At 46.4% G+C, this 27000-nt stretch carries 1 protein-coding gene; it reads right to left on the bottom strand.

Translation table 11 applies throughout. The features are described from left to right. Positions 1–26988: a YDG domain-containing protein gene (locus ICN29_RS09445; RefSeq protein WP_216132594.1), complete on the bottom strand. Its 26988-nt coding sequence runs from the start codon at positions 26986–26988 to the stop codon at positions 1–3. Positions 26989–27000 lie beyond the last annotated feature (12 nt).

Raw genomic sequence — 27000 nt, 5'->3', positions numbered from 1 at the left:
TTAATCTTTGCCGCAAGTAGTTTTTCCAGATTCATCGGTTTTACATACAGACTCGGTGCCATCTGGATTTAACCGAATTCTGGTAGAGCTGATGCGACGAGGAGTCTTTGCATCATCTGTCGTGATCTCACCAATATCGACTTCTGCAGTAGGCTGTTTCTGCGCAAGACTAGGCATAGCATTCTGTACTTGATCAAGATGGTACTGATAGATCTCTCTTAATACAGCAGCACTCACAGTCTGCTCAATTGGCAGAACTGAAACTGGTGCAGGAGGTGTTGGTGGCACATAACCCAAGGCATTTCCGATGGTTGGAGCTGACCACTGATTAGCTGCAGAACCCGTATTGGCATATGCAGCGTAATTGGTAGAGCCATAAATTGCTAATGTGGCCGAGTTGCCGTTATATAAATTCAATTGCTCAACACCATTGCTTGTGTGGGTTGGCAGCATGAAGCTTACTTTAGCGGCTGGATCATATACCGAGAACTGAACTTTCCCGCCTGTGCTTGCTGCACTCGCAGTCATTGAGGCAGCGCTATAGGTCTGACTTGCATAAGTTGCGGCGCCACCAACAATGGCAATCTGGCCAACATACTGATCTGTGCTGGTAATTGCTACATCAGATTGGCTGATCGCAGTTTGACTATTTAAGCTATACAAAGGCTTATCCAAACCAACTGTCTGTTTAAAGGAAATGACTGGGGCATCCACAGCAGCAGATGCTTTAGTAGGCGCAATTGCGGCAACTAATAAGGTATGGGTATTGGCAACTGTATCGTTGACTGTGCCATCAAAAACCACCTGAGGATCTTCAGAAATCATGGTCCTGATGAAAATAGGATTGGCATTGAGGTAATCAATCGTGCTAGTCAAACTACCGCGCTGATATTCAAAGTAAGAGCGACGGCTATTAAATAAGAAACCAATAGCAGAGGTTTTATTGAGATAACTTGCATCACCAATAAAGATATTGCCGTGGTACTTTTGGAAAGTACCAGTTAGAATATCAGCCAAGATATAGATTGAGCCACCAGTGACTTCCAGGGAGCCAATGCGGGCTGTTGATCCAATGCTATCGGCAATGGTTACTACTCCGCTACCTGCATTTACTACCAAGGACTGTGCTTTGGCAGATCTTGCATCGATTGTGCCAAGGAATAATATGGCTGCATTATTCGAACTGAGAGTTACCGAGCCAGTATCCAATGTGAGATTGCCATAAGATTGGGTGCCACTTGTGCTGATACTGCTAATTAAGTTGAGTGAACCAGTCGCCATAACAGCGCTTAAGATTGCACTATTTGTAGTGCCAAACGATCCGCCATTGCCCAAGATATTTCCTGCGCCTAGGGCCGTATTAGATCCAGCAATCAGGGTTGCATTAGCGCCAATGATGGCATTGCCGGTATAAGCGTTATCTCCTATTAAGGTAGCTGCAGTGTTTGCTGCTACGGTAATTGTGCCCTTACCATTAATCACCATTGGAATAGTAGATGCAGTACCAGTGTTAAAGGTGATATTTCCACTATTCGTTGCAATCGTTTCAACTGGCGCAGTTAAGCCACTGTCATAAATAACACTCGTTCCGGTTGGAATGTTGACGTACTTCACGTTGGCAAAGTCAGGAATTGCCCCTGCTGCCCAGTTATTGGGGTTAGACCAGTTTCCGCCAGATGTTGGACCAACCCAGGCCACTGGTGTTGTCAGTTGGGTGATTAATCCATTATTGGAAGTGACTGCAGAACCACCAGCGATGTAGTAGTTATTTCCATCAGATCCACCTAAGTTGATATCGATCGTATATTGAATATTGGTAGCAACATTTTTAGAGCCGTAGCTACCAGTAGCAGAAATTTTTACAACATCCCCATTAACGATATTGCTGTTTGCTGTAGGAGTAATCGCTGATCCAACAGCATTAATAGTAGTGTTGCCGTCATAAACCTTACTCACGGCGCCAAGGGTAAAGTCTTGGCCAACTGTCAGCGCTCTTGGTTGTACTGTTGCCGCGCCCACTACGAAGGCGCTAGTGAAGTTTGAACCAGAAATACTTGGTGATCCTGCGCTCAATTGATAAGCGCCCGCATTGAGGTTGCCAGAACTACTGACTTGACCACCAATAGGTGTAGCAGTGAACTGATATTGACCGCCCGCATTGTCCGCAACAGTAATTTCATTTCCGTTAGTAGCCACAGTTAATCCAGATCCATTGCTACTACTGATTACTGTGTTATCTGCTGTTAAGTAGCTTGCCACTGGACTATATGAGACGGCTGATCCATAGCTAGTGTTTGTATTGCCTAACTTCACCAGCAAGGTATTTGCAGGAAGAATCGTATAAGTTCCAGGAACATAATTGATATTGTAGTTATTTGAATCTAAGCCACTTGCTGTCAGCACGCCTGGATAGGAGCCTGCAGCCTGAACAGTAGAATTTGTTCTGATCACGGTTGCTGTGCCATTAAGATTGGCGATGGTTTCACCATTCTTAAAGCCGCTGGCGATGATGCCGCCATAATTGGGTATATCTGATGTTGTAACCAATTTGGCATCACTGGCTACAGTGACTGTTAAATTGGCTTTACCAATCGTTAAATCCCCTGCTCTATAACTTGGGTTGTAGTTCGATAAACCAAGGCCAAGCTCACTGCCAGGAACTACTTGAATCGATCCAGCATAAGTACCTGCAGGTGTTGCAGAACCGATAGTGCTGAACATATTTCCGCTATTACTGAACTTAGCGCTGACTGAAGTAACGTAATCGCCATTAATGAGACCATCAGCCAGTGCAGCCGCGGAACTCAAATTCAGTGAAGTTCCATAGGTAATCGATGCAATCGGTGCAGTAGAAATAATGAGTGCCTTAGGTGTCACATTGACATTGGCGGGTACATAAGTAATTGCGTAGTTAGTGCTGGCATTGAGAGTGCCCTGACCGATTGGGTAGGTAATAGAATTCGTACTCACTGGGCTAGCAGAACCATCGTTACCATTAAAGAGGTTCAAGTTTGTAGGCGCAGCCAAGCTACCGGTAATTTGATCTGAGCCAATGAGGCCAGTTTGGGTGTACGTTAACGTTGGTAATACCCGATCACCATACACAATCGACTTGCTATCGGCAGTGATGATTAATGGTGCCGGGGTAATTGTGACATTCGCTGGGATATAGCTAGTAATGGTGTAGTTAGTATTAGCAAGCAAGCTAGCTTGGCTAATTAAATAGTTAGAACCTACGCTAGCGTTACTGGTGGCAGTCGTTGCGAGGCCACCCGTAAAGCTAGCAACAGTATCGCCATTTACTAAACCAGTATAGGTGTAACTCAAATTAGGGACAGCTGAGCCGTAAACCATAGATGTCGCTGTTGCACTTACTGCCAATGGCGCTGGGGTAATTGTCAGATTTCCAGGAATATAAGTTGCAATAACGTAATTACCGCCGGCTAACAAGCTACCTTGGTTAATCGGGTAATTTGATCCCACATTAGAGCTGCTAGTCGCAGTCGTTGTGAGGCTACCAGTAAAGCTAGCGCTAGTATCACCACTTACCAAACCAGTATAGGCAAAAGTCAAACTTGGTAGACCTGAGCCGTAGACCTTAGTAGCTGAGTTTGCCGTGACAACCAAAGGAGCTGGAGTGATGGTGATATTCGCTGAAACGTAGCTAGTAATCGTGTAGTTAGCGCTGGCAGCTAAGGTCCCTTGGCTGATCAAATAATTTGATCCCACACCAGAAATATTAGTAGCGCTTGTGGTGAGGCCACCAATAAAGGTGGTGGTGGTGTCATTGGCCACTAAACCGGTATAGGTATACGTTAAATTTGGTACAGCTGCGCCGTAGACCATCGATTTTGCGACTGCAGTTACTGTCAATGGTGCTGGAGTAACTGTTAATGCGCCGTCGACATAAGTGATGGTGTAGTTTGCCAATCCACCACCACTAGCGCCGCTAGCTGAAATTACATAAGGGCTGCCATTGTTCACTGCTGCGTTAGCAGCAGAACCAGCACTAGCCAATCTCACGGCAATCACTGCGTCATTATTGCCAGCAATTAATCCAGATACGGTATATCCGGTAGAGCCGACTGCTACACCAGCACTATATGAGACGCCACCATTCGTGCTCATGCTGCCATACACCTTGCTATCAGCACTAGCAGTAATGATTAATGGCGCTGGAGTAATCGTAATATTCGCTGGAACATAACTTCCAATGGTGTAGTTGCCACCAGCGCTCAATGTTCCTTGGCTAATGAGGTAGTTTGAGCCCACATTAGCTGTATTGCTAGCAGTCGTTGCAAGACTACCGTTAAAGTTTGCTGCGCTGTCGTTAGGCACTAAACCACTGAAGGTGTATTCCAGATTTGGTACAGCCGAGCCATAAACCATAGAAGCCGCTGTTGCAGTTACTGTCAATGGCGCTGGAGTAATGATCACATTACCAAATACTGGGCTACTGAGGGTGTAGTTAGAGGCTGATCCCGTGCCATTTGCTAATACCAGGTTATTTAGACTTTGCAGCGCAGCACTTCCTACATCGGCATTAGTCAGAATAGCGCCGCCGGAGGATATAGCCAGTGTTTGACCAGCGACACCAGTAATAGTGAGATCAGCTCCTACTAAAGAAACTAGGCCATCATATAACTTCGCGGCAGTGATCGTAATGGGTGCTCGAGTGATATTGGCAGTTTGGCTCAGGGTCAATCTGCTGATAAAGTAGTTTGTATTACTAATCGTCAAGCTGTTGCTACCAAAATTAACCGGTAAATTATCGCCAACATCGGACTGAGAGAATATTGCTGTTGGTATACCAGTTGCTATAACGGTATCGCCCTGCACCACCCCAATCAAGGCTGGTGTGCCTGAGAAAGTAACCGCATTAGTAGCGTCATATATCTTATTGTTTGCGCTAATGCCGCTCACAGTTAATGGCGCTGGAGTAATTACCCCATTAGTGCCAGCTACAGTGCCACTGAAGGCATAGTTAGCAGCATCAGCTCCAAAAATGGCAACGCTATTAATGGTGTAAGCCAAACCAGTACCTGCATTAATACTTGCATAAGCACCCGAGCCGCTCATCACCAGCTGATCACCTGCAATAGCGTTACTTGCAGTCAAAACTTTGCCAATAATAGTATTGCTAGCGTCATATACCTTGGATGGACTTGGGGTATTGATATTAAGTAGCAAGGCGGTAATCGAAGTAGTACCTGCAACCGTCAATACTGGATAGCTGGTGACATAGTTAGTTGCATAACCAGCAACGGTTGTCACAGTAGACGATGGGGTCAGCGTATAGCTGCCAACATTCAGGTATCCGCCAGTACTGTTATCTGCACTGCTCAAGCTTGGCAAGTTAATGCTTAAGGTGTATTTACCTTGTGGAGATTTTGCGTCAGTCGCAGTCCAAGTATTAGCAGATGATCCTGCTGCAATATTCAAATTAACAATGTATGGCGCAGAGCAATCAGAACCAATAGTGCAATAGGAAGCTGATACTGCAGCTGATGTGCCTAGATTGCTAGCTTTTAATGTTCCATACACTACTGAAGTATTGCTAACAGTAAGCAGTAATTGGCCTTGCGCCACTACAGTAAAGCCTGCTGTGATAGGCACGATGGTGTAGTTTGCTGCTGTGGCACTAGGGCTAATAGTGTAAAGAGCGCCATTATTTGGCGCATCGCTGGTGGCAGTCTCGCCTGCTTGGCGACTAACTACTGGATTGACGAGTACGCTAGAAGTGTCAGCACCCTTCAAGCCAGTTAAGGTGTAAGTGAGCGTTGGATCAGACTGGCCTACAAACTTAGCAGCCGCGTTGGCTGTCATTGTTAGAGTTGCTCTTGTAATTGAGCCATTACCACTAATCGATAGTGGTAATGAATAGTTTGATAGATTTGTTAAGCCACTAGCAACATAGTTAGCATTACTTAAAGTAGTTGAGACAGTCGTGGCATTAGCGACATTAGCACTGTTAAACGTTGCGCTCGTTTGATTAATAGAAGCGCCTTGGCCAACAGCAAAGCCGCTGAAGTTATAACTTCCAGAATTCAGAGTAGCAGTATTAGTAGCGTCATATACCTTGGTTTGGGTAGCGATAGATACTGTGATTAACGCTGGGGTGATAGATACGTTGCTAGTGCTTGCTGGCAGTACATAGTTATTCGCAAAAGCAGTATTAGCAATACTCAATCCAGTGGTACTGAGGCTGCTGACACCAATCACATCCGCACTATTAGATGTGCCTGAACCTGCTAAAGAAACAACTTGATTACCAATAGTGGTGACGGCGCTTACAGAACTGGCAGCAAATGCAGTAGTTCCGTCATACACTTTGCTTGCAGCAATACTCAGCACTGCAGGGTTAATTTTGTAGGTATTGTTAGCAGTGTTTGAGAAAGTAATGGTGTAGTTCGTATTGCTTGTGCTGCCAGTCAAACTACCAACAGCTAAAGTGTAGTTCGCCACATCTTGAACGACGGTATTACTAGCACCACTAAAGTTCATGCTACCGCTGAGAGTTACTGGAACATTTACTACTGAATCTGTATTTTTATAGCCAGTCAGTGTGTAATTGCCAATAGCTTGTGAATAAGTCGCCTTATCCAAGATGCTGCCATTAAATACAGTATTAACAGCATTAGGGGTAATCGTGAGGGCTGCCTTGCCCACTGTTAAATCACCGGCAACATAAGAAATGGTGTAATTAGCCAACCCGGTACCTACTGCTGCGCTTGGGATAATGCTTGCACTATAGGTGTCAGCATTCGTAGTCGCGGCAACGCTGGTGGCTGATCCGTAGCTCAGAGTAGCAGCGCTCACGGCATCGTTACCTACCAAACCAGCAGCTGTAAATCCTGTTGTGCCTAAAGCATAAGCTGTACCGTAGACCGGCGCAGTCACATTATCAGCAGTAATTGTTAAGGCTTTCGCAGCAAGAGTGACAGTATTTTGGGTGCCTCCTGCACCACTATTAAAACTTGGAGTGATAGCGTAATTACTCAATGATGCAGTACCCCCACTGGCAGTTATTGCAGTGACGTAATTACTACTATTAGCTGCGATATTGAGATTATTTACTGTAGCACTGCTGATACCAGTAATAGTCTCACCATTTACTAGACCGGTAATCGTATAACTTGCTGGAGTGATAGTAGTGCTACCACTATAGGTCGCAGCTACTGTAATGCCTAATGGTGCTGGGGTAATATTTGCAGCTAAACCGGTTGGCTGAGATAAGGTGTAATTACCAGCTGCAGAACCGCTAATTGCATATGCAGCAGTCACTGTTAAGCTATTACCTACATTAACCTGGCTAAAACTTGCACCTCGAGTCACTATCAAGCTAGCAGTATCAGAGCTCACTACGCCATTTAAGGTGCCTGCGCTAAATGTTGCCACATTGCTACCGTCATAGACTTTATTAGCAATTACTGCGCCTGTGACAGTCAAGGCCTTAGCAGTAATATTAGCGCTCAGACCAGTTGGCTGGGTGAGTGAGTAGTTCATTGCGGCGGCACCACTCAGAATGCTAGTCGCTGTGACCGTTAAGCCTGTACCGATGCTAGCCTGGCTAAAGCTACCTGCTTGAGTCAAAATTACATCATCTGAGCCAACTTTCCCACTCAAGGTGCCTGCAGTAAAGATTGCTGCAACAGTGCCGTCATAGACCTTATTTGCAACTGCAGCGCCACTAATAGTTAAGGCTTTAGTAGTAATGTCTGCAGTTAATCCAGCAGGCTGAACCAGTGTGTAGTTACCTGCAGTGTTATTTGAGAGTGTATTAGCTGCTGTGACTACTAAAGCTGTACCCACATCAGATTGACTAAAGGTGGCTGCTTGATTGAGGCTCACATTATCACTACTCACTACACCCACCAAATTACCGCCGGTAATCGCTGCGACATTGTTGCCGTTATAGGTTTTGTTTGCTACCGTGGTTCCAGTTACAGTCAAAGCCTTTGGTGTAATGTCAGCAGTTAAGCCCGTTGGCTGGGTCAGCGTGTAATTACCTGCTGCATTATTAGTTAAGGTATCCGCGATAGTGACTGCAAGACCTGTGCCCACATTGATCTGTCCAAAAGTGCCAACCTGAACTAAACCAATGGTCTCGCCTGAAATTACCCCGACTAAGGAGCCTCCAGAAATAGTCGCTACGTTTGTGCGATCATAAATCTTATTCGCTACAGTAGTGCCGGTAACGGTCAAGGCCTTAGGTGTAATGTTGGCGGTCAAACCAGTTTGCTGGGTTAAGGTGTAGTTGCCTGCAGCAGTACCGCCGAGAATATTCGTGGCTGTAACCGCTAAACCATTGCCCACATCAGACTGACTGAAAGCAGCAGCTTCAGTAAGCGTCACATCTTCACTACCAACTCTACCAACTAAGCTTCCGCCAGTAATGCTGGCCACATTGCTACCGTCATAGGTCTTATTCGCTACTGTGGCGCCTGTAATCGTTAATGCCTTGGCGGTAATGTTGGCAGTAAAGCCAGTTGGCTGAGCTAGCGTGTAATTACCAGCAGCATTATTAGTTAAGGTATCAGCAATGGTAACTGCGAGCCCTGTGCCGACGTTAGCTGAAGGAAAGTTACCAGCCTGCACCAAGGTCACATTGTCGCTATTGACTACACCGACTAATGTGCCACCAGAAACTACGGCTACATCATTACCGTTATAGGTCTTATTCGCTACGCTTGTACCGGTAACGGTCAATGCTCTTGGCGTAATATTGGCTGTTAAGCCAGTAGGTTGAGTCAGACTATAGTTACCTGCAGCGCTGCCACCCAAAACATTGGCAGCGGTCACTGCCAAATTGTCACCTACATTAATTTGACTAAAGGTGCCTACTTGGGTCAATGTCAAGTTAACACTATCAGAGCTAACTACGCCGTTTAATGTGCCGCCACTAAAGCTTGCTGCATTTGTGCCGTCATAAGTCTTATTGGCAACCGTGGCACCGGAGATACTTAGTACTGCCTGAGTAATCACGCCATTTGTGCCAGTCACATTACCTATGAATGCATAGTTAGCCGCATCAGTACCACTGATAGAAATGCCATTCAAAGTGTATGAAAGTCCAGTTCCTGCGTTTGCACTTGCATAAGTGCCTGAACCGCGAATGATTAACTGATCACCAGCGATTGCATTACTTGCAGTCAGAGTTTTAGCAACAATCGCATTAGTGGCATCGTATACCTTGCTTGGGCTTGGGTTATTGATACTTAATGTCAACGGAGTAATGGTAATCGTGCCAGCGACGGTAATAATTGGGTAACCAGTAGCGTAGTTGGTTGCGTATCCTGGATTAGTCACTACAGAGCTTGACGGAGTGAAGGTATAGTTACCTACATTTAAGAAACCGCCAGCACTACTATTAGAAGCATTAAATGTCGGTGGCGTCACAGTCAGAGTGTAGTTACCTTGAGCAGTTCCACTCTTTGCATCAGTAGCAATAAAGGTATTAGCCGATAAACCAGGCATTACATTCAGGGTAATGATGTAAGGTGCTGAACAATCACTACCAATAGAGCAGTACGAAGCTGAAACTGTTGCAGATGCGGCGATATTGCTACTAGTCAAACTGCCATAGGCAACAGAGCTATTACCTATGGTAATCATGAGCTGACCTTGAGCCAGAATTGTCAAATTAGCACTGACTGGCACGATAGTGTAGTTGGCTGCACTTGCTCCTGGGGTTAAAGCGTAAGAAGCGCCTGCGATTTCACCAGCGGGTCGAGTCACAGCTGCATTAGAAAGTACGCTAGAGGTATCAGCACCCTTCAAACCTGACAAGGTATAGGTAAATGTTGGATCAGCCTGCCCCACAAACTTGGCAGCAGCATTAGCTGTCATTGTTAAAGGTGCTGGAGTAATTGTGCCAACTGCACTAACGGATGTTGGCAATGCGTAGTTAGATAAATTGGTGCTGCCAGCAGCAACATAGTTGCTAGAGCTCAATGAAGCGGAGATGCTTGTTGCGTTAGCAACGTTAGCACTGTTGTAGGTAGCGCTCGTTTGGGTAATATAGGCACCCTGCCCATTTATAAATCCGCTGAGAGTATAACTACCAGCATTACCGCTGGTTCCAGCCTCTAAGCTAGCAGAATTAGTACTGTCATATTGCTTAGTTTGGCTTGCGATCATCACTGTGATTGGCGCTGGCGTAATATTGGCCGTAAACCCGGTTGGTTGTGTCAGGGTGTAGTTACCAGCAGCATTATTCGTTAGAGTGTCAGCAACAGTAACTCCAAGACCGGTACCTGCATTAGATTGACTAAAGCTTGCAGACTGACTTAAACCAACAGTATCTCCAGAAACGACGCCTATTAAGCTGCCACCAGAAATACTTGCTACTGCAGTACCGTCATAGCTCTTATTAGCAATACTAGTACCAGTAACAGTTAAAGGCTTCGGGGTAATGCTAGCGGTAATTCCGGTAGGTTGAGTTAAGGTGTAGTTGCCTGCAGCAGAGCCACTGATACTGTCATTCATCACAATCGAAATTGCTACGCCCACATTGGCAGAGCTAAAGCTAGCTGCTTTCGTGAAGATAATATTGGCAAGGTCTGAAGTAACAAGCCCTACTAATGTACCTGCAGTTACCGAAGCGCTTGTCGTGCCGTCATAAACTTTATTAGCAATCGTAGTGCCGGTAATGGTCAAGGCCTTAGGAGTAATATTGGCGCTTAAGCCGCTAGGTTGAACTACGGTGTAGTTAGCTGCAGCAGCTCCGCTAATGCTTTCATATACGGTAACTGGGATACTGTTACCAACATTAGCGCTAGAGAAGCTTGCGCTTTGAGTTAATGTGACTTTAGTGTTATCCCCGCTCACTAATCCAACCAGACTACCAGTTGAAGCAACAGCAGTAGTTGTACCGTCATACACTTTATTGCTTACAGAGACACCACTCACAGTCAATGTCTTAGGAGTAATGCTGGCAGTTAAACCCGTTGGTTGGGTAATTGAATAGTTGGAAGCAGCTGTGCCGCTCAATGTATCGGCAGCTGTAACCACAATTGAGCTACCTACAGCACTTTGAGCAAAGCTACCTGCCTGAGTGAGATTAACCACATCAGAGCCGATCACACCAACCAATGCACCACCAGTAATGGCTGCGGCCGTCGTGCCATCGTAGACCTTATCAGCAACAACGGAGCCACTGCCCACAGTCAATGCTTTTGCAGTAATCGTAGCCATGTTCTTCGTGTTACCGGCTGTTGCGTTGTAAGCAGAGTTAATGCTGTAGTTACTGAGGGATGCAGTACCACCGCTGCTCACAATCGAGGTGACATAGTTGCTACCATTATTGGCTACGTTTGCATTGTTAACGGTGGCACTAGAGAGACCTGTAATGGTCTGCCCTGCTACCAAGCCGGTTACCGTAAATGCAGATGGGGTGACGCTAGTTGTGCCGTTATATTCAGCGGTAACGGTGATGCCCAATGGCGCTGGCGTCACAATCGCAGTAATGCCAGATGGTTGTACCAAGATGTAATTAGCTGCAGCTGTACCAGTAATACTGTCACTAATGATCACAGAAGCAGCGCTATTCACATTGGCGCTGGTGAGCGCTGCGGATTGAACCAAAGTCACATTGGCAGCATCGCCAGTAGTTAAACCAACTAGAGTGCCGCCAGTAATAGTGATCGTCGTTGTACCGTCATATACCTTGGTAACGGCAACCGTGTTGATGACAGTTAATACTTTTTGACTCGCGGCAACGAGAGTGGCAATATTTTGGCCAATACCAGATGTAGCACTATAGCTTGGTGCAAACGCATAGTTCGTTGCTAATGCGGTACCGCCAGAGATCACAATACCGGTGACAAAGTTGCTGCCGTTACTGCTAATGCTGGAACTACTGACCGTCACACTACTTAAACCAGTAATCGTTTGACCGTTAATCAAGCCATTAATCGTATAAGAAATTGGGGTAATGTTATTAGTACCGTTAGCTACACCCACCACCTGAATACCCAACATCGCTGGCGTAATATTGGCAGTAATACCGGTTGGCTGAATTAAGCGATAGTTACTTGCCGCGACGCCAGTAATCGAGTCATTTACAATAATGATGATGCCGTTACTGACGTTTGGTGATGAGAAGCTTCCGGCCTGCACTAAGGTCACCTTAGATGTATCTCCAGCAACCAACCCAATTAATGAGCCCCCAGTTAAGGTTGCGCTAGTAGTGCCGTCATAGGTTTTATGCGCTACCGTGCCATCACTAACAGTTAATGCCTTAACCGTAATGGCTGCTGTTATACCGGTAGGTTGAATTAAGGTGTAGTTGCCGCTAGATGCCCCAGAAATACTATCGCTCACTAACACAGTCACCGCTGAAGCCACGTTGGCACTATTGAATGTACCAGCCTGCTTAAGACTCACCACATCACCACCCACTACCCCAACTAAGGATCCACCCCAAACGTTAACGCTAGTTGTACCGTCATAGACTTTGGCATCAGCGAGCGTGCCAGTTACGGTCAATGTTTTAGTAGATAGTGTGACGGTATTTAAGCTTGTGCCTGCAGTTGTGCTGGTCGCTGTATTGAATGTGTAATTGCTTGCTAATGCTGTACCGCTGCCAATCACAATCGAACGTACAAAGTTGCTGCTATTAGCAGCGACATTGATATTAGCCACAGTAGCGCTTGAGATAGCGCTAATAGTTTCACCATTCACTAAGCCAGTCAGACTGAATGATGTTGGCGTAACGGTAGTTGAGCCACTATAGACGGTAGCTAAGGTGATGCCTAATGGTGCTGGTGTGATATTGGCAGTAATGCCTGTAGGCTGCGTTAATGAATAATTTGCGCTAGCACTTCCGCTAATGCTATCTGTAATGGTGACTGCAGTACCAGTTCCAGCATTTGCAGTAGTAAAGCTACCAGCCTTTGTTAAAGTCACATTGGCTGCATCAGCACCCAGAACACCTACTAAGGTTCCGCCAGTAACGGTGGCTGCTGTTGATCCGTCATACATCTTATTTGCAACTGTAGTACCAGTCACTGTTAGCACTTTGGGTGTGATATTAGCAGTCACATTCGCCGGTTGAGTCAGAACGTAGTTTGCTGATGCAGGTCCAGTCAGGGTATTGCTCATTGTGACGCTAATTGCATTAGCCACGTTACTTTGCGCAAAACTACCCGCCTGAATTAAGTTCACATTGGCAACATCAGCAGTAACTACGCCAACTAAGGTTCCACCAGTAATCGTGGCTACAGTGCTGCCGTCATAGACTTTATTTGCAGCAACTGTTGCACCTCCTACCGTGAGCACCTTCTGGGCGATATTGGCAGTAATGCCTGTAGGCTGGGTCAAGACATAGTTAGCGCTTGCCGATCCTGAAATACTATCCACCATCACCAGAGCTACGTTATTGGCTGCACTAGCAGATACAAATGTAGCAGTTTGAGCGAGAGTGACATTAGCCAAATCTCCTGCTGCTACACCAACTAATGAGCCGCCGCTCACAGTAGCACTCTTCGAACCATCATAGGTCTTAGCGGCGATAGTAATGCCAGTCACAGTCAATACTTTTGGTGTCAGCGTGACGGTATTTTGAGTATTGCTGCTAACCGTGTTGTATGCTGGATTGATGAAGTAGTTACCGATGGATGCAGTACCACTGCCAACAGTAATTGCAGTGACGTAGTTACTATTATTGGCCGCTACATTAATTGCATTGATCGTTGCAGCACTAATACTGCTAATTGTTTGGCTATTGACCAAGCCGGTAACAGTAAATGCTGTTGGAGTCACTGTAGTGGTGCCGGTATAAATAGCATTAATAGTCACACCCAATGGCGCTGGAGTAATGGTGACTTTATTGGTTGCCGCGCTTTGTGAAGCATTAACTGGTAAGCCGCTAGATAAAGTGCCGTTGTAGGCACTATTCATTAAGTAATTGAGCGAAGAAAAGCTATTAATGCCAGTTGCTGTACCGGCGATTGCTGTCACGTAGGCACTAGCAGTATTGGCATTTGCAGCACTCACTGTGACGTTAGTAATCGTATCCCATGCCGCCAAGCCTGTTGTGACAATAGTAGCGTTTTGATTTGCATACGAAGTTGTACCGTTATAAACGCCAGATATTGCAATACCCAGGACCGCGGGAGTAATAGTGTACGTATGATTCGCTGGAACTACAGTCACAGCTGATCCATCTGTTGTTGATACGCTAGCCGTAGTAAGAGCTGTATTAGTCTGTACCGCGTTGGCATTGGTACCATTAGAGGCTGTAGTGCCCCCTACTGTTGGACTAAACATCAAGACTGATTTTACGTATGCCAATGAGGTAGTTGTGACACCAAAGCTAGCAGTAATAGAGCCTGTATAGTTGACAGTAGAGTTAGCCTGTAACCAAGCATTTGCTGAAGCAGAGTTATAGGCAGTGCCATAGACCGCCGAGTAATCACCAGTCAGTGTTACTGAAATAGCTAAAGTATTGGTAAGTTTTTGGCGGTAGTTTATGAAGTTACCGCTGGTATACGTTACTGAATATGCAGACGGCTTAAGAAGTGCGCCGCCGAGAATACCGTAGGAGATATTCTTAGTGGCATCAGCATTGGTAGTGGTAATGCTGATGGCATTGGCAATCGTGCAACCAGTAGTACAGGCTGCATTTTCGGGAGCAGCCATAGAAATGCCCACTACCCCTCCAGTATTTGTGATGGTGCCAACGGCAGTAACGTTACCGCCGGTAGTTGTACCCGCAGCTATACCATCACCACCCGTAATCCGAATACCATTTACACCAGAATTAGTTACGCCTGCAAGACTGACGTTGCCCACGGCATTAACAATGACGCCGCCACCAGTTCCCGAGTCCTGAATGAGTGCACCCATGGTGATATTGCCACCTACACCTAAGCCACTTAAGTAAACACCTGCTTTGCCAGTGATCGTTGCTGAAGCGACAGTATTAATTGCATATTGATTGCTAGTGGCAGCAGAACCCGTCATCGTGACAACGCCAAGTGTTGCGCTAGATGCGCTCACAATCCCGGCAGCAGCGCTGCCATAAATAGCGTAATTAGTACTCGATATACCATTCATCGTAATGGCGCCACCAGTAGTATTAATAGCTACCGAGTAGTTAATAGCATGTGTACCACTTGAGACACCATTTAAGGTAATGTTTCCAGCGTTATAGATGGCGCCATTGATTGATAAACCGGCAGAGGCTGTTGCCAAGGTACCGGAAATATTATTCGCTGTAATAAAGCCAGTAACTGGTGTGCAGCCAGTGCCAGTACAACCATAAGTGTTATCAATGAGAACATAGCCAGGCAAAGATGCTGTGGACGTTCCGATTGCGCCTGGATTTATCGCAGATCCCGCTGATTTAGCGATGTAATTAATAACCGAGCTTGCACCGGTTGTAAATGTTATGGCGCCGCCAGTGATGTTAGAAGCTTTGTTACCTCTGGTAGCGTCATAAATCACGTTGGCTATTGGTACGCCCGTATTCGCTACTAAAGCAATGGCACCAGTTTGGTTGATGATGTTATTTGAGGTGAAGGTGATATTGCTACCGACTGCGTTATCTGTAATGGCACCGGTTTGAGTAATACCATTAGCACCCCCTGCTGCGACGTTATTAGCCGTCACTGTGAGGTTACTACCACCGGCATTAATCGTTACTGCACCAAGCGAGACGATAGTTGATGCTGCGCCGCCGTTACCGGTGATCGTGACGTTGTTGGCTGTGATGAGGCCAGTAGCCGTTACTACGGTTGCGGTTGCTGTAGAGGTTGTTTGTGAGCCAGTAATGATCACTACTCCACCAGTGATCGCACCGGTGTCATTGATAGCTGAACCGGTGGTGATAGTTGCATTGATCGTGACCGCTTGGCCAGTGGCGGCAATAGCGCCTGAGCTGGTATATCCAGTACCCGTTTGACCATTCACAGCAATAGTAACGCCACCAGCACTAGAGGCGATGGCATTGGCGCCTTGCACAAAACCTACGCCTGTACCATTGGCTACTGCATTAATCGTTACACCGGTTGTGCCCGCTAAAGTACCAGCAGATAATGCGCCGCCTAAAGTAATTGCATTACCGTTGACTGCAGCATTAGCTGGCGTTGTCGCTGTTGCGCAGCCTAGGCAGGTATTATCTAACAGGATGTAACCAGGAACGGTAATCGCTGGTGGAGAGATCGTGCCGCCATTAGTCTTGATGATGTAGTTAATAGCTGACGTGGATCCAGTAGTAATTGTTAAGGCAGCGCTACTAATAGTCGAAGTCTTATTACCGGTAGTCGTGTCATAAGTAATATTGGATGCCGTACCGCTGGTGTTTGCTGCTAAGCTAATTGCACCGTTCTGGCTAATATTATTGTTTGAGATAAAGCTAATGTTGGTACCACTGACCCCAGTGATCGCACCAGACTGATAGATACCACCAGCAGCGCCAGGGGTACCGATCACATTACCGGTAATCGTGATGCTGCCACCCGTAGCGCCAGTATTAATAGTCAGAGCATTTACATAGGCATCATAAGAAGGTGCGCCAGATGAGGTGCCAGTAATCGTGATGTTATTGGCAGTAATTAAAGTAGTGCCATATACGCCATAACTAGTCGTCGTGCCTCCAGTCAAGATGACATTACTACCCGTAGAAGTCATTGCTGCTGTGTAACCAATACCTTGTGAACCACTTGAGACTCCATTTTCAGTGACGGCGCCTACTGCATAAATGGCATTATTGACCGTCAAGCCGATTGAAGTCGTAGCTAAGGAAGCTAAGTTATTCGTCGTTGTATTAATAAAGCCAGTAGCGGGTGTGCAGTTGGTTCCTGTACAGCCATAAGTGTTATCAATGAGTACATAGCCAGGTAAGGCCACTGTAGAGGTGCCAATAGTGCCTGGATTAATCGCAGAACCTGCCGACTTGGCGATGAAGTTAATACCAGAGTTGTTGGTGCCAGCGGCAACTGTTAAAGCGCCAGTGGTGATGTTGGAAGCCTTAGTACCAGAGGTCGTATCGTAGGTGATATTAGCTGCAGTGCCACCCGTATTCGCTACTAAAGCAATGGCACCAGTTTGGTTGATGATGTTATTTGAGGTGAAGGTGATATTGCTACCGACTGCGTTATCTGTAATGGCACCGGTTTGAGTAATACCATTAGCACCCCCTGCTGCGACGTTATTAGCCGTCACTGTGAGGTTACTACCACCGGCATTAATCGTTACTGCACCAAGCGAGACGATAGTTGATGCTGCGCCGCCGTTACCGGTGATCGTGACGTTGTTGGCTGTGATGAGGCCAGTAGCCGTTACTACGGTTGCGGTTGCTGTAGAGGTTGTTTGTGAGCCAGTAATGATCACTACTCCACCAGTGATCGCACCGGTGTCATTGATAGCTGAACCGGTGGTGATAGTTGCATTGATCGTGACCGCTTGGCCAGTGGCGGCAATAGCGCCTGAGCTGGTATATCCAGTACCCGTTTGACCATTCACAGCAATAGTAACGCCACCAGCACTAGAGGCGATGGCATTGGCGCCTTGCACAAAACCTACGCCTGTACCATTGGCTACTGCATTAATCGTTACACCGGTTGTGCCCGCTAAAGTACCAGCAGATAATGCGCCGCCTAAAGTAATTGCATTACCGTTGACTGCAGCATTAGCTGGCGTTGTCGCTGTTGCGCAGCCTAGGCAGGTATTATCTAACAGGATGTAACCAGGAACGGTAATCGCTGGTGGAGAGATCGTGCCGCCATTAGTCTTGATGATGTAGTTAATAGCTGACGTGGATCCAGTAGTAATTGTTAAGGCAGCGCTACTAATAGTCGAAGTCTTATTACCGGTAGTCGTGTCATAAGTAATATTGGATGCCGTACCGCTGGTGTTTGCTGCTAAGCTAATTGCACCGTTCTGGCTAATATTATTGTTTGAGATAAAGCTAATGTTGGTACCACTGACCCCAGTGATCGCACCAGACTGATAGATACCACCAGCAGCGCCAGGGGTACCGATCACATTACCGGTAATCGTGATGCTGCCACCCGTAGCGCCAGTATTAATAGTCAGAGCATTTACATAGGCATCATAAGAAGGTGCGCCAGATGAGGTGCCAGTAATCGTGATGTTATTGGCAGTAATTAAAGTAGTGCCATATACGCCATAACTAGTCGTCGTGCCTCCAGTCAAGATGACATTACTACCCGTAGAAGTCATTGCTGCTGTGTAACCAATACCTTGTGAACCACTTGAGACTCCATTTTCAGTGACGGCGCCTACTGCATAAATGGCATTATTGACCGTCAAGCCGATTGAAGTCGTAGCTAAGGAAGCTAAGTTATTCGTCGTTGTATTAATAAAGCCAGTAGCGGGTGTGCAGTTGGTTCCTGTACAGCCATAAGTGTTATCAATGAGTACATAGCCAGGTAAGGCCACTGTAGAGGTGCCAATAGTGCCTGGATTAATCGCAGAACCTGCCGACTTGGCGATGAAGTTAATTGCAGAGTTATTCGTACCCGCTGCTACTGTTAAAGCACCCGTAGCAATGGTCGAAGCGATGCCATCGCTAGTGGTGTTGTAAGTAATACTCGCCGCTGTTCCTGTGGTGTTAGCCACCAGAGCAATGGTGCCGGTTTGATTAATGATGCCGTTGGCAATAAAGCTAATATTTGATCCGGCGGCATTATCAGCAATAGCACCAGCTTGATAAATAGCAGTATTGCTACTGGTAGTGACAGTACCGGTCACATTAATATTGCCACCCCCAGACACGATCGTCATAGCACCTAAGTAGGCAGCGTAGTTACCAGCGCTATTGCCAATGACGGTGATCGATTTAGCGCTCATGGCGCCATAGCTTACAAAGTACACACCCACACCATATCCTGTGGTGGCAGTAGCCGTTAAATTAATCGCACCACTATTAGCGGTATTGGTGTTGTTATAGGCCCCTACTCCATTAACGCAGTTGGTAATAGCCCAGCCACTAGTCGTAGTGCCCGTGATATTGATATCACCCGTAGTACTTACCAAGGCTGCCTGCAACAAGACTGCGCCAGTGCTGGCGGCGTTGTTAATGCCTTTAATCGTAATAGCAGTACCAGTGAGAGCGCTCTCAACCTGAACGCCATAACTCGTAGTGACGTAGGTGGCCCAACTTGCCAGAGCGGTATTGAGATAACCAGTTGCCGGTGCACAACTTACACCAGTACAACCATAAGTGTTATCTAAAGTAATGGTGCCTGGTACTGATACTACGCCGGCGATATCAATCCTTGCCCCTGCCGTCAACACAGAGTAATTAATCGCACTGGTAGAGTTGGCTCCAATACTCAAGGCGCCAGTAGTGACCGTTGCTAACTTACTGTTTGTTGTGGTGGCAGCGCCGCCAGTAGTGTCATAAGTAATATTGGATGCTGTACCGCTGGTGTTGGCCGGCAGAGTAATAGTGCCAGCCTGACTAATATTGTTGTTTGAGATGAAGCTGATGTTTGAGCCATTGGTACCCGTAATTGCCCCGGACTGATTGATGCCGCCATTTGCCCCTGGGGTATTAATCACATTGCCAGTTACAGTAATGCTGCCACCAGTAGCGGCGCTATTAATGGTTAATGGTCCTATGTATACATCCCAACCTGCCGCTAAGGTTGAAGTTCCGGTGATATTAATGTTATTAGCAGTAATGAGAGTAGCTTGACCGCCGTTGTATACAGCATAGTTATTAGTAGTGCCACCATTTAAGGTCACATTATTGGCAGTAGAGGTCATCACTGCCGAGTAGTTAATGCCTTGTGATCCGCTAGCAATACCATTTAGCGTGATTGAGCCGGAAGCGTAAATTGCATTGTTGATGGTTAAACCAACAGAAGTTGTCGCCAAGCTCAGGTTAGCGCTAGTCGTATTAATAAACCCTGTAATGGGGGTGCAGCCTGTTCCAGAGCAACCATAGGTGTTGTCGAGTAAGACGTAGCCAGGCAGCGCCACTGTTGTGCTACCGATCACGCCTGGGTTAATTGCTGCTCCAGCAGATTTAGCAATGAAGTTAATCGCAGAGTTATTCGTACCCGCTGCTACTGTTAAAGCACCCGTAGCAATGGTCGAAGCGATGCCATCGCTAGTGGTGTTGTAAGTAATACTCGCCGCTGTTCCTGTGGTGTTAGCCACCAGAGCAATGGTGCCGGTTTGATTAATGATGCCGTTGGCAATAAAGCTAATATTTGATCCGGCGGCATTATCAGCAATAGCACCAGCTTGATAAATAGCAGTATTGCTACTGGTAGTGACAGTACCGGTCACATTAATATTGCCACCCCCAGACACGATCGTCATAGCACCTAAGTAGGCAGCGTAGTTACCAGCGCTATTGCCAATGACGGTGATCGATTTAGCGCTCATGGCGCCATAGCTTACAAAGTACACACCCACACCATATCCTGTGGTGGCAGTAGCCGTTAAATTAATCGCACCACTATTAGCGGTATTGGTGTTGTTATAGGCCCCTACTCCATTAACGCAGTTGGTAATAGCCCAGCCACTAGTCGTAGTGCCCGTGATATTGATATCACCCGTAGTACTTACCAAGGCTGCCTGCAACAAGACTGCGCCAGTGCTGGCGGCGTTGTTAATGCCTTTAATCGTAATAGCAGTACCAGTGAGAGCGCTCTCAACCTGAACGCCATAACTCGTAGTGACGTAGGTGGCCCAACTTGCCAGAGCGGTATTGAGATAACCAGTTGCCGGTGCACAACTTACACCAGTACAACCATAAGTGTTATCTAAAGTAATGGTGCCTGGTACTGATACTACGCCGGCGATATCAATCCTTGCCCCTGCCGTCAACACAGAGTAATTAATCGCACTGGTAGAGTTGGCTCCAATGCTCAAGGCACCAGTAGTGACCGTTGCTAACTTACTGTTTGTTGTGGTGGCAGCGCCGCCAGTAGTGTCATAAGTAATATTGGATGCTGTACCGCTGGTGTTGGCCGGCAGAGTAATAGTGCCAGCTTGAGAAATTAAGTTATTAGAGATGAATGAAATATTGCTGCCATTAGCATTATTAATAATGGCCCCAGATTGGGAAATACCGATATTACCACCTGCAGCGGTGTTATTTGCAGTAATGGTGATATTTCCAGAGGGGTTATTACGAACGTATCCGACCCCACTTAAAACTAAATTAGCAGCGCCATAACCACCAGTGGTTGACGATGTTGCAAGAGTCATCGCCGTTGAAGTTCCAAGACCCCCTGCAGCAGAACCATTCCAAAGCGATAAAATATTAGTAGAGCCGCCCAATAGATTAGATGCTCCACCTGTGGAAAGAAGAGTTGTGTTGTACTTGGCAGAACTCTCTGTTGCGTAAACAGAACCACTACTAGACGTTAAAACGACTTGAACCATCTTGGAATAAGTTGCATCAGCATATCCAATAATATAAGTAGCGGTATTAGAGGTTGAGCTGAGTAAAGCAATTGCCGTAGCTGGATTACCATAGGCAACATTAGTTCCTGCCACCAAAATACTTATTGCTGCAGAGCTAACAGTTGGCATTGTTGCGCCGCTTACTAAACCAATTAAGCTACCTGAGGTACCTGCTGCGTTAGAAATAACTGTTGGACTTGATGAAGTTCCGGCTGCATATCCTATACCAAGCGTCATTGCGCCTGCAGTCACAATGGTAGTTGCGGTAGTACCTGTGCCATTAATCGTGATGCCCGTTTGGGTTGTGATGGCACCCGCTAATTGAACTGCCTGACCCGTAGTCGACGTGCCGTTAATTGTTAAGGAGCCTGTTGATGCAGTTAATGTTCCTGCGGCGGAACTATAAATGGAGTAATTAATACCTGAGCCTGTAATGGTAATGGAGCCCTGCGATGCAGCAATTGCAGCGGTCATACTGACTGAGTAATAACCCGTCTGCGAGGCACCCATTAAGGTAATGCTCTTGGTTGCAGTGATAGCTGAATTCACATTCACACCGATAATTGCACCCGTTAATGTGCCCGAATTTGCATTCGTAATATAGCCAGATACAGGTGTTCCACTCGCAGCGCCGTAAGTGTTATCTAACAGCAGATAACCAGGCAAAGCAACGGTAGCAGAACCAATACTGCCCGGATTAATTCCAGAGCCAGCAGATTTAACAACGTAATTAATATCACTGGTGGAGCCAGCTGCAATTGTTAAATTGCCGCCAGTGATATTGGCCGCTTTATTGCCGCTTGTAGTGTCATAAGTAACGGCGCTTGCATTGCCACTAGTATTTGCTGCTAAGTTAATTGCACCAGTTTGATTAATGATGCCATTACTGATGAATGTGATATTGCTTCCGCTGGCACCAGTAATGATGCCTGTTTCAGCAATACCAGATACGCCAGGGTTTGCAGTGTTGTTACCAATTAAAGTAATTGGTGCCCCTACTCCAGTAACCGTCAAAGCACCGCTCATACTCACTGCGGCATTACCATTTCCAGGGGCAGATGTACCGGTGATAGAAATTCCGGTTGCAGCCGTAATAAGGGAGTTATCCCAGAATGCAAAATTACCAGTGGTATTGGATCCTGTAATAGTTACTGATCCTGCTGTTGCAGTAATCACGCCATTCAAATTAACTGCGGCATTACCAGCAAGCTGATAGCCGTTGAGAATAATATTGCCAGTGCTTGCGGTCAATGTAGCGCCAGCACCGCTTGCAAAAATCCCGCTTGCACTTGCTCCGCCATTGGTAATACCTAAGATATCAATATTACCTGTAGTAGCCGTTATTGCTACCGTGGAATAGACGCCATGATTTCCGCTGTAGGTAACACCATCAAGATAAATGCCGGTTCCACCAGTTAACGCACCTCCAATGGTCACGCCTGTTGAGGTAGTAGCTAACGTTGAGAAATTACTTAACGTGATGTAGTTATCTACTGCGCTAAGGGTAGTACACGGAGCGGATGCACAGCCATAGGTGTTATTAATAGTAATTGTGCCGCTAACATTAACTGCACCAGTTGATAGCGCCGCACCGGCTGCAAGAATCGAGTAATTCACCGCCTTAGTGCTGCCAGTAGCCAATGTTAGAGATCCCGCTGTAATAGTGGATAACTTATTGCCAGTTCGTGTGTCATACAAAATAGTAGATGCACCAGCCGCGTTAGCTGCCAGAGTGATTGCACCAGTCTGGTTAATCACATTATTTGAAATGAAGCTGATGTTGCCGCCGCTTGCATTATCATTAATGGTGCCAGATTGAGTGATTCCAGTATTCGCTCCCGCAGCTGTATTGTTGGCTGTTACGGTTAAGTTAGAGCCGCCAGCAACAATAGTCATTGCCCCCAAAGAAACAATTGTTGTCGCAGTAGTTGCGGTGCCGGTGATCGCAATACTTTTTGCAGACAAGCCCCCTGCCAAAACAACAGCAGAGCTTGCATTAGAAGTGCCGTTAATCGAAATTGTTCCAGCGTTAGCCGTTATTGTTCCCGCTGCAATTGAACTAATGCCTGGATTTGTAGTGGAAGTCGCGCTAATAGATGTTGCATTTAAGGTGACATTACCAGTTGTAGAAGTTAATGCAGATGAGATATAGATCAAACCATTGCCAGAACTAGTAATTCCATTGCTAGTGATATCGATATTGCCGTAAGCAGTAATTGGCGAAGTAGTCGCATAACTTGCTACTACAAAGCCATAGTTAGCAGTGGCATTACTCTTTAGTTGAAAGCTGGCATTGCCTCCAATATTGAGAACACTTACATTGGGCTCAAATGAACCAGTATTACTCGCTAAATTATTAGAGCCTGCTACCGAGAAATCTCCGCCAGCACTGCTACCTACCCCACCAGAGGTAGTGGTATTAATGCCGGCGTTGAGCCAAATGGGTCCATTCAGAATTGCGCCAGCGGTAATCGTTGAGCCGCTGAGCGTGCCTCCAGTGGCATCCATCACAACATAACCACCTTTGGTGGTGATGCTTCCTGAAGAGCCGTTATAAATACTTGCACATGTTCCAGCTGAACAGGTTGTTAATGTATTTGTGGCATAAAAAGATTGCGCTACAACGTTAATTTTTCCGGTGCTTGTTGAGTTAATTGCGCCATTGATGATGATTTGGCCGCTAGATAAGTAATTTAGGGTTAGATTACCGGCACCCGTGTTGGTAGTGGTGCCCGTTAGGGTGATTGACTGTGCTGTACCAGTTCTGGTGTCGTAGGTAAGGCCGACGTTCACACCTGAGGCTGGGGCAAATGTTAAGTTAGCTGTTTGAGTGATCGTGCCATCAGCAATAATTTGGATGCTGGTTCCTGCATTGATTGCAGTTTGGATTTGTGTTGCACTAACGTTTGTTTGATTAGTAAATGTAAGCGGATTGGTTCCGGTTGACGTTCCTGCAGTGGTACTGATTGTTACGTTAGTCGGATCTAATAACCACATTCCACCCCTACCCGCATTAATGCTCGCCATCATGCTGAGAGTTTGGCCAGAGGTTTCGATGAAACCCCCATTTTGATTACTTAGATCTTGATCTAGCTGAGCTACATTGATGTTTGAATACTGATCTAGGCTTGCAGATAAAGCAAAAGGCAATGTGCCTTTGCTTGCATCATTGCCTATCTTGATTTGTCCACCCTGGGTATAGCCTGTTGCAGAGATTGCACTGCCGGTGATGGTGACGTTATTGTTTGCGGATAAGCCAACGCTTCCGCCACGACCTGTAGAGCCGTTCGTTTGAATCGTGCTAGTTTGAATATTGAGATCGCCGTTATTAGCGATGAGCGAGATAGTGCCGCCATCTGTTGTGCCATTTGCTGCAATGTTGCCTGCTACTGTAATTTGATCTCCTGATAATGCAATCAATCCACCGGGACCGTTGTTGCCATTGGCTTGCACCACACTACCTGCTTGGGTATTGATGATTGGAGCCGATACATAAATGGATCCACCCGTTGTGCCATTTGCTTTTACCTGTGCCGTCGCTTGCAAGGTCAATAAGTTGCTGCCGGTGAGGTAAATCACATTGCTGTTTGCTTGAGTAGCTACGGCGGTCTGTAATGCACTCTCATCATTGGCTGCTGCGCTTGAGTAAACCTGATTGAGATTTTGATCAGCGTTGTGAGCGATGAGGTATGTTGGTAATTCTTCTGGGCGTTTAGCTGTGCCGTTCACTGTGACGATGGTTGCATTATTGACAGGCAAGCTGGTGCTTAGGCTCAGACCACCAGAGACATAAATGGCTTGTGCCAATAATTGGATCGCGTTTCCTAAGAAGCCTGCATTACCAGCGATGCTGTAGTTATTAGTATTGATGTTTCCTTGAGCGTAAATAGTTTGTGCTTGTACAGTGACTTTGCTCGCTGTGATAGTTGTACCTACATTGAGGTAAGCAATCGAAGAGCTAATGATCACGTCTAAGTTCTGACCACTGATATTGGCATTCAGATTAAAGATGCCTGCTGAGCTTAAGGTCAGAGTGGTGTAGTTGGCTCCCGCTTTAAGAATATCTGCCCCACTAGCAATGGTCAGACTACCAGTACCGTTTTGGGTGCAAGAACCAATCGGGCAAGTGGTGGTGCTGGCTGTTACGGCAATGGTCACATTGCTATTGGCTAGTACTGCTGAGATCAAGTTTGCAGTAGAGGCATCAATCGTCAGATCAATGGGGTCTAAAAGCCAAGTGCCAGACTTGCCATTGGATGCTGAGGTATTGATTTGAGCTTGGGGAGCTAGCGCCACAGTTCCTTTAGAACTGGTCTCAATAAAGCCGCCGTTACCCCTTATCGCCCCACCAACTGACTTCAAAATGCCTGCCACAGTGGTTTTGACTTCAGACCAAATGGCAATCGCTCCGCCATTACCAGACTGGACGGCAGAGGTATCGACTAGAGCACCTTGCTTAATCGTGACAGTCTTCGCCAGTTGTTTGCTATTAGCGGCTGCATCAGCATTGGCTTTAATACCAGCTTGCGTTGAACTGTTTACTTGCGTGCCGCCAGAGACTGCAGTGCTTGCAAGACCTACATTGACTTGTCCACCGCCACTTGCTCCGGTGGCGCTGGTTGTGGAGTTACTTGCCAAGGTAATGTCAGTACCGATCAGGTTGACTTGGCCGCCTTGGCCAGTTTTGCTGCTGGCTGTTACCTTGCCGGCCTGGGTGACGGTATTGGCGACTAACTCAATCGTGCCGCCATTGTTCACCAAGCTACTAGCAGAAATCCTGCCGGTATTTTTAATGACCGTAGCCATCAGTTGGTTAGCTGAGCCGGCGGCAATCACCACTAAACCGCCATTGACCTCAACAACCCGCTTGTTTTCGATTAAACCTTGATAGGTTGCTTTGTCGACTTTGAGGCTCATCAAGGAATTACCCTGAAAATCAAGGGTAATTTGCTCTCCAGAGGCCATAGCTACCGTTCCAGACCCCTTTTTGGCGATCAAAAAGCCATCATTACGGACTTCAGGGGCCAATAAGGCGATATAACCACCGTCTGCATTGGTCTTAATCTTGCCTTCATTGATTACCGCACCAGTGCCGTTACCTTTGTATGTCGATTTACCTTCCATGAAATCTTTATCAGCGATGTTCATGGTGCTAGCAACTACACCAGCAGCATTAATTTCTGCACCCTTACCAAAGGTGACTCCATTTGGATTTACGAAGATCACTTGACCATTGGCATTTACTGCACCATCGATCATCGATTGTGTTGCACCAGTGACGCGATTGAGTGTTACTGCATTCGTATTTGGTTGATTAAAGTTTACTGTCGCATTTTTACCGACGTTAAAGCTATCCCAATTGATCACTGCTCGTTGTGAAGTTTGATTCACATTCATAGTTGCAGTAGTTGCAGTTTGCGATTGTGAAATCGATGCATTTCCAGCGACAACTTGACCATTGGTTGGTAGTGCTAATTTTGGCAAATTAGGAACTGCAGGATTTGCAAAGACTGCTGTCGATGTCAGAATCAGAATGGAGAAAAAAGCGTGCGAAATTATCCCTGCGAAATGGACATTCGCAATGAAATTTTTCATCGATGTTTTTAA

The organism is Polynucleobacter nymphae (assembly GCF_018882155.1).
Taxonomy (GTDB): Bacteria; Pseudomonadota; Gammaproteobacteria; order Burkholderiales; family Burkholderiaceae; genus Polynucleobacter; species Polynucleobacter nymphae.
This window is presented reverse-complemented; position numbering and strand designations above follow the sequence as displayed.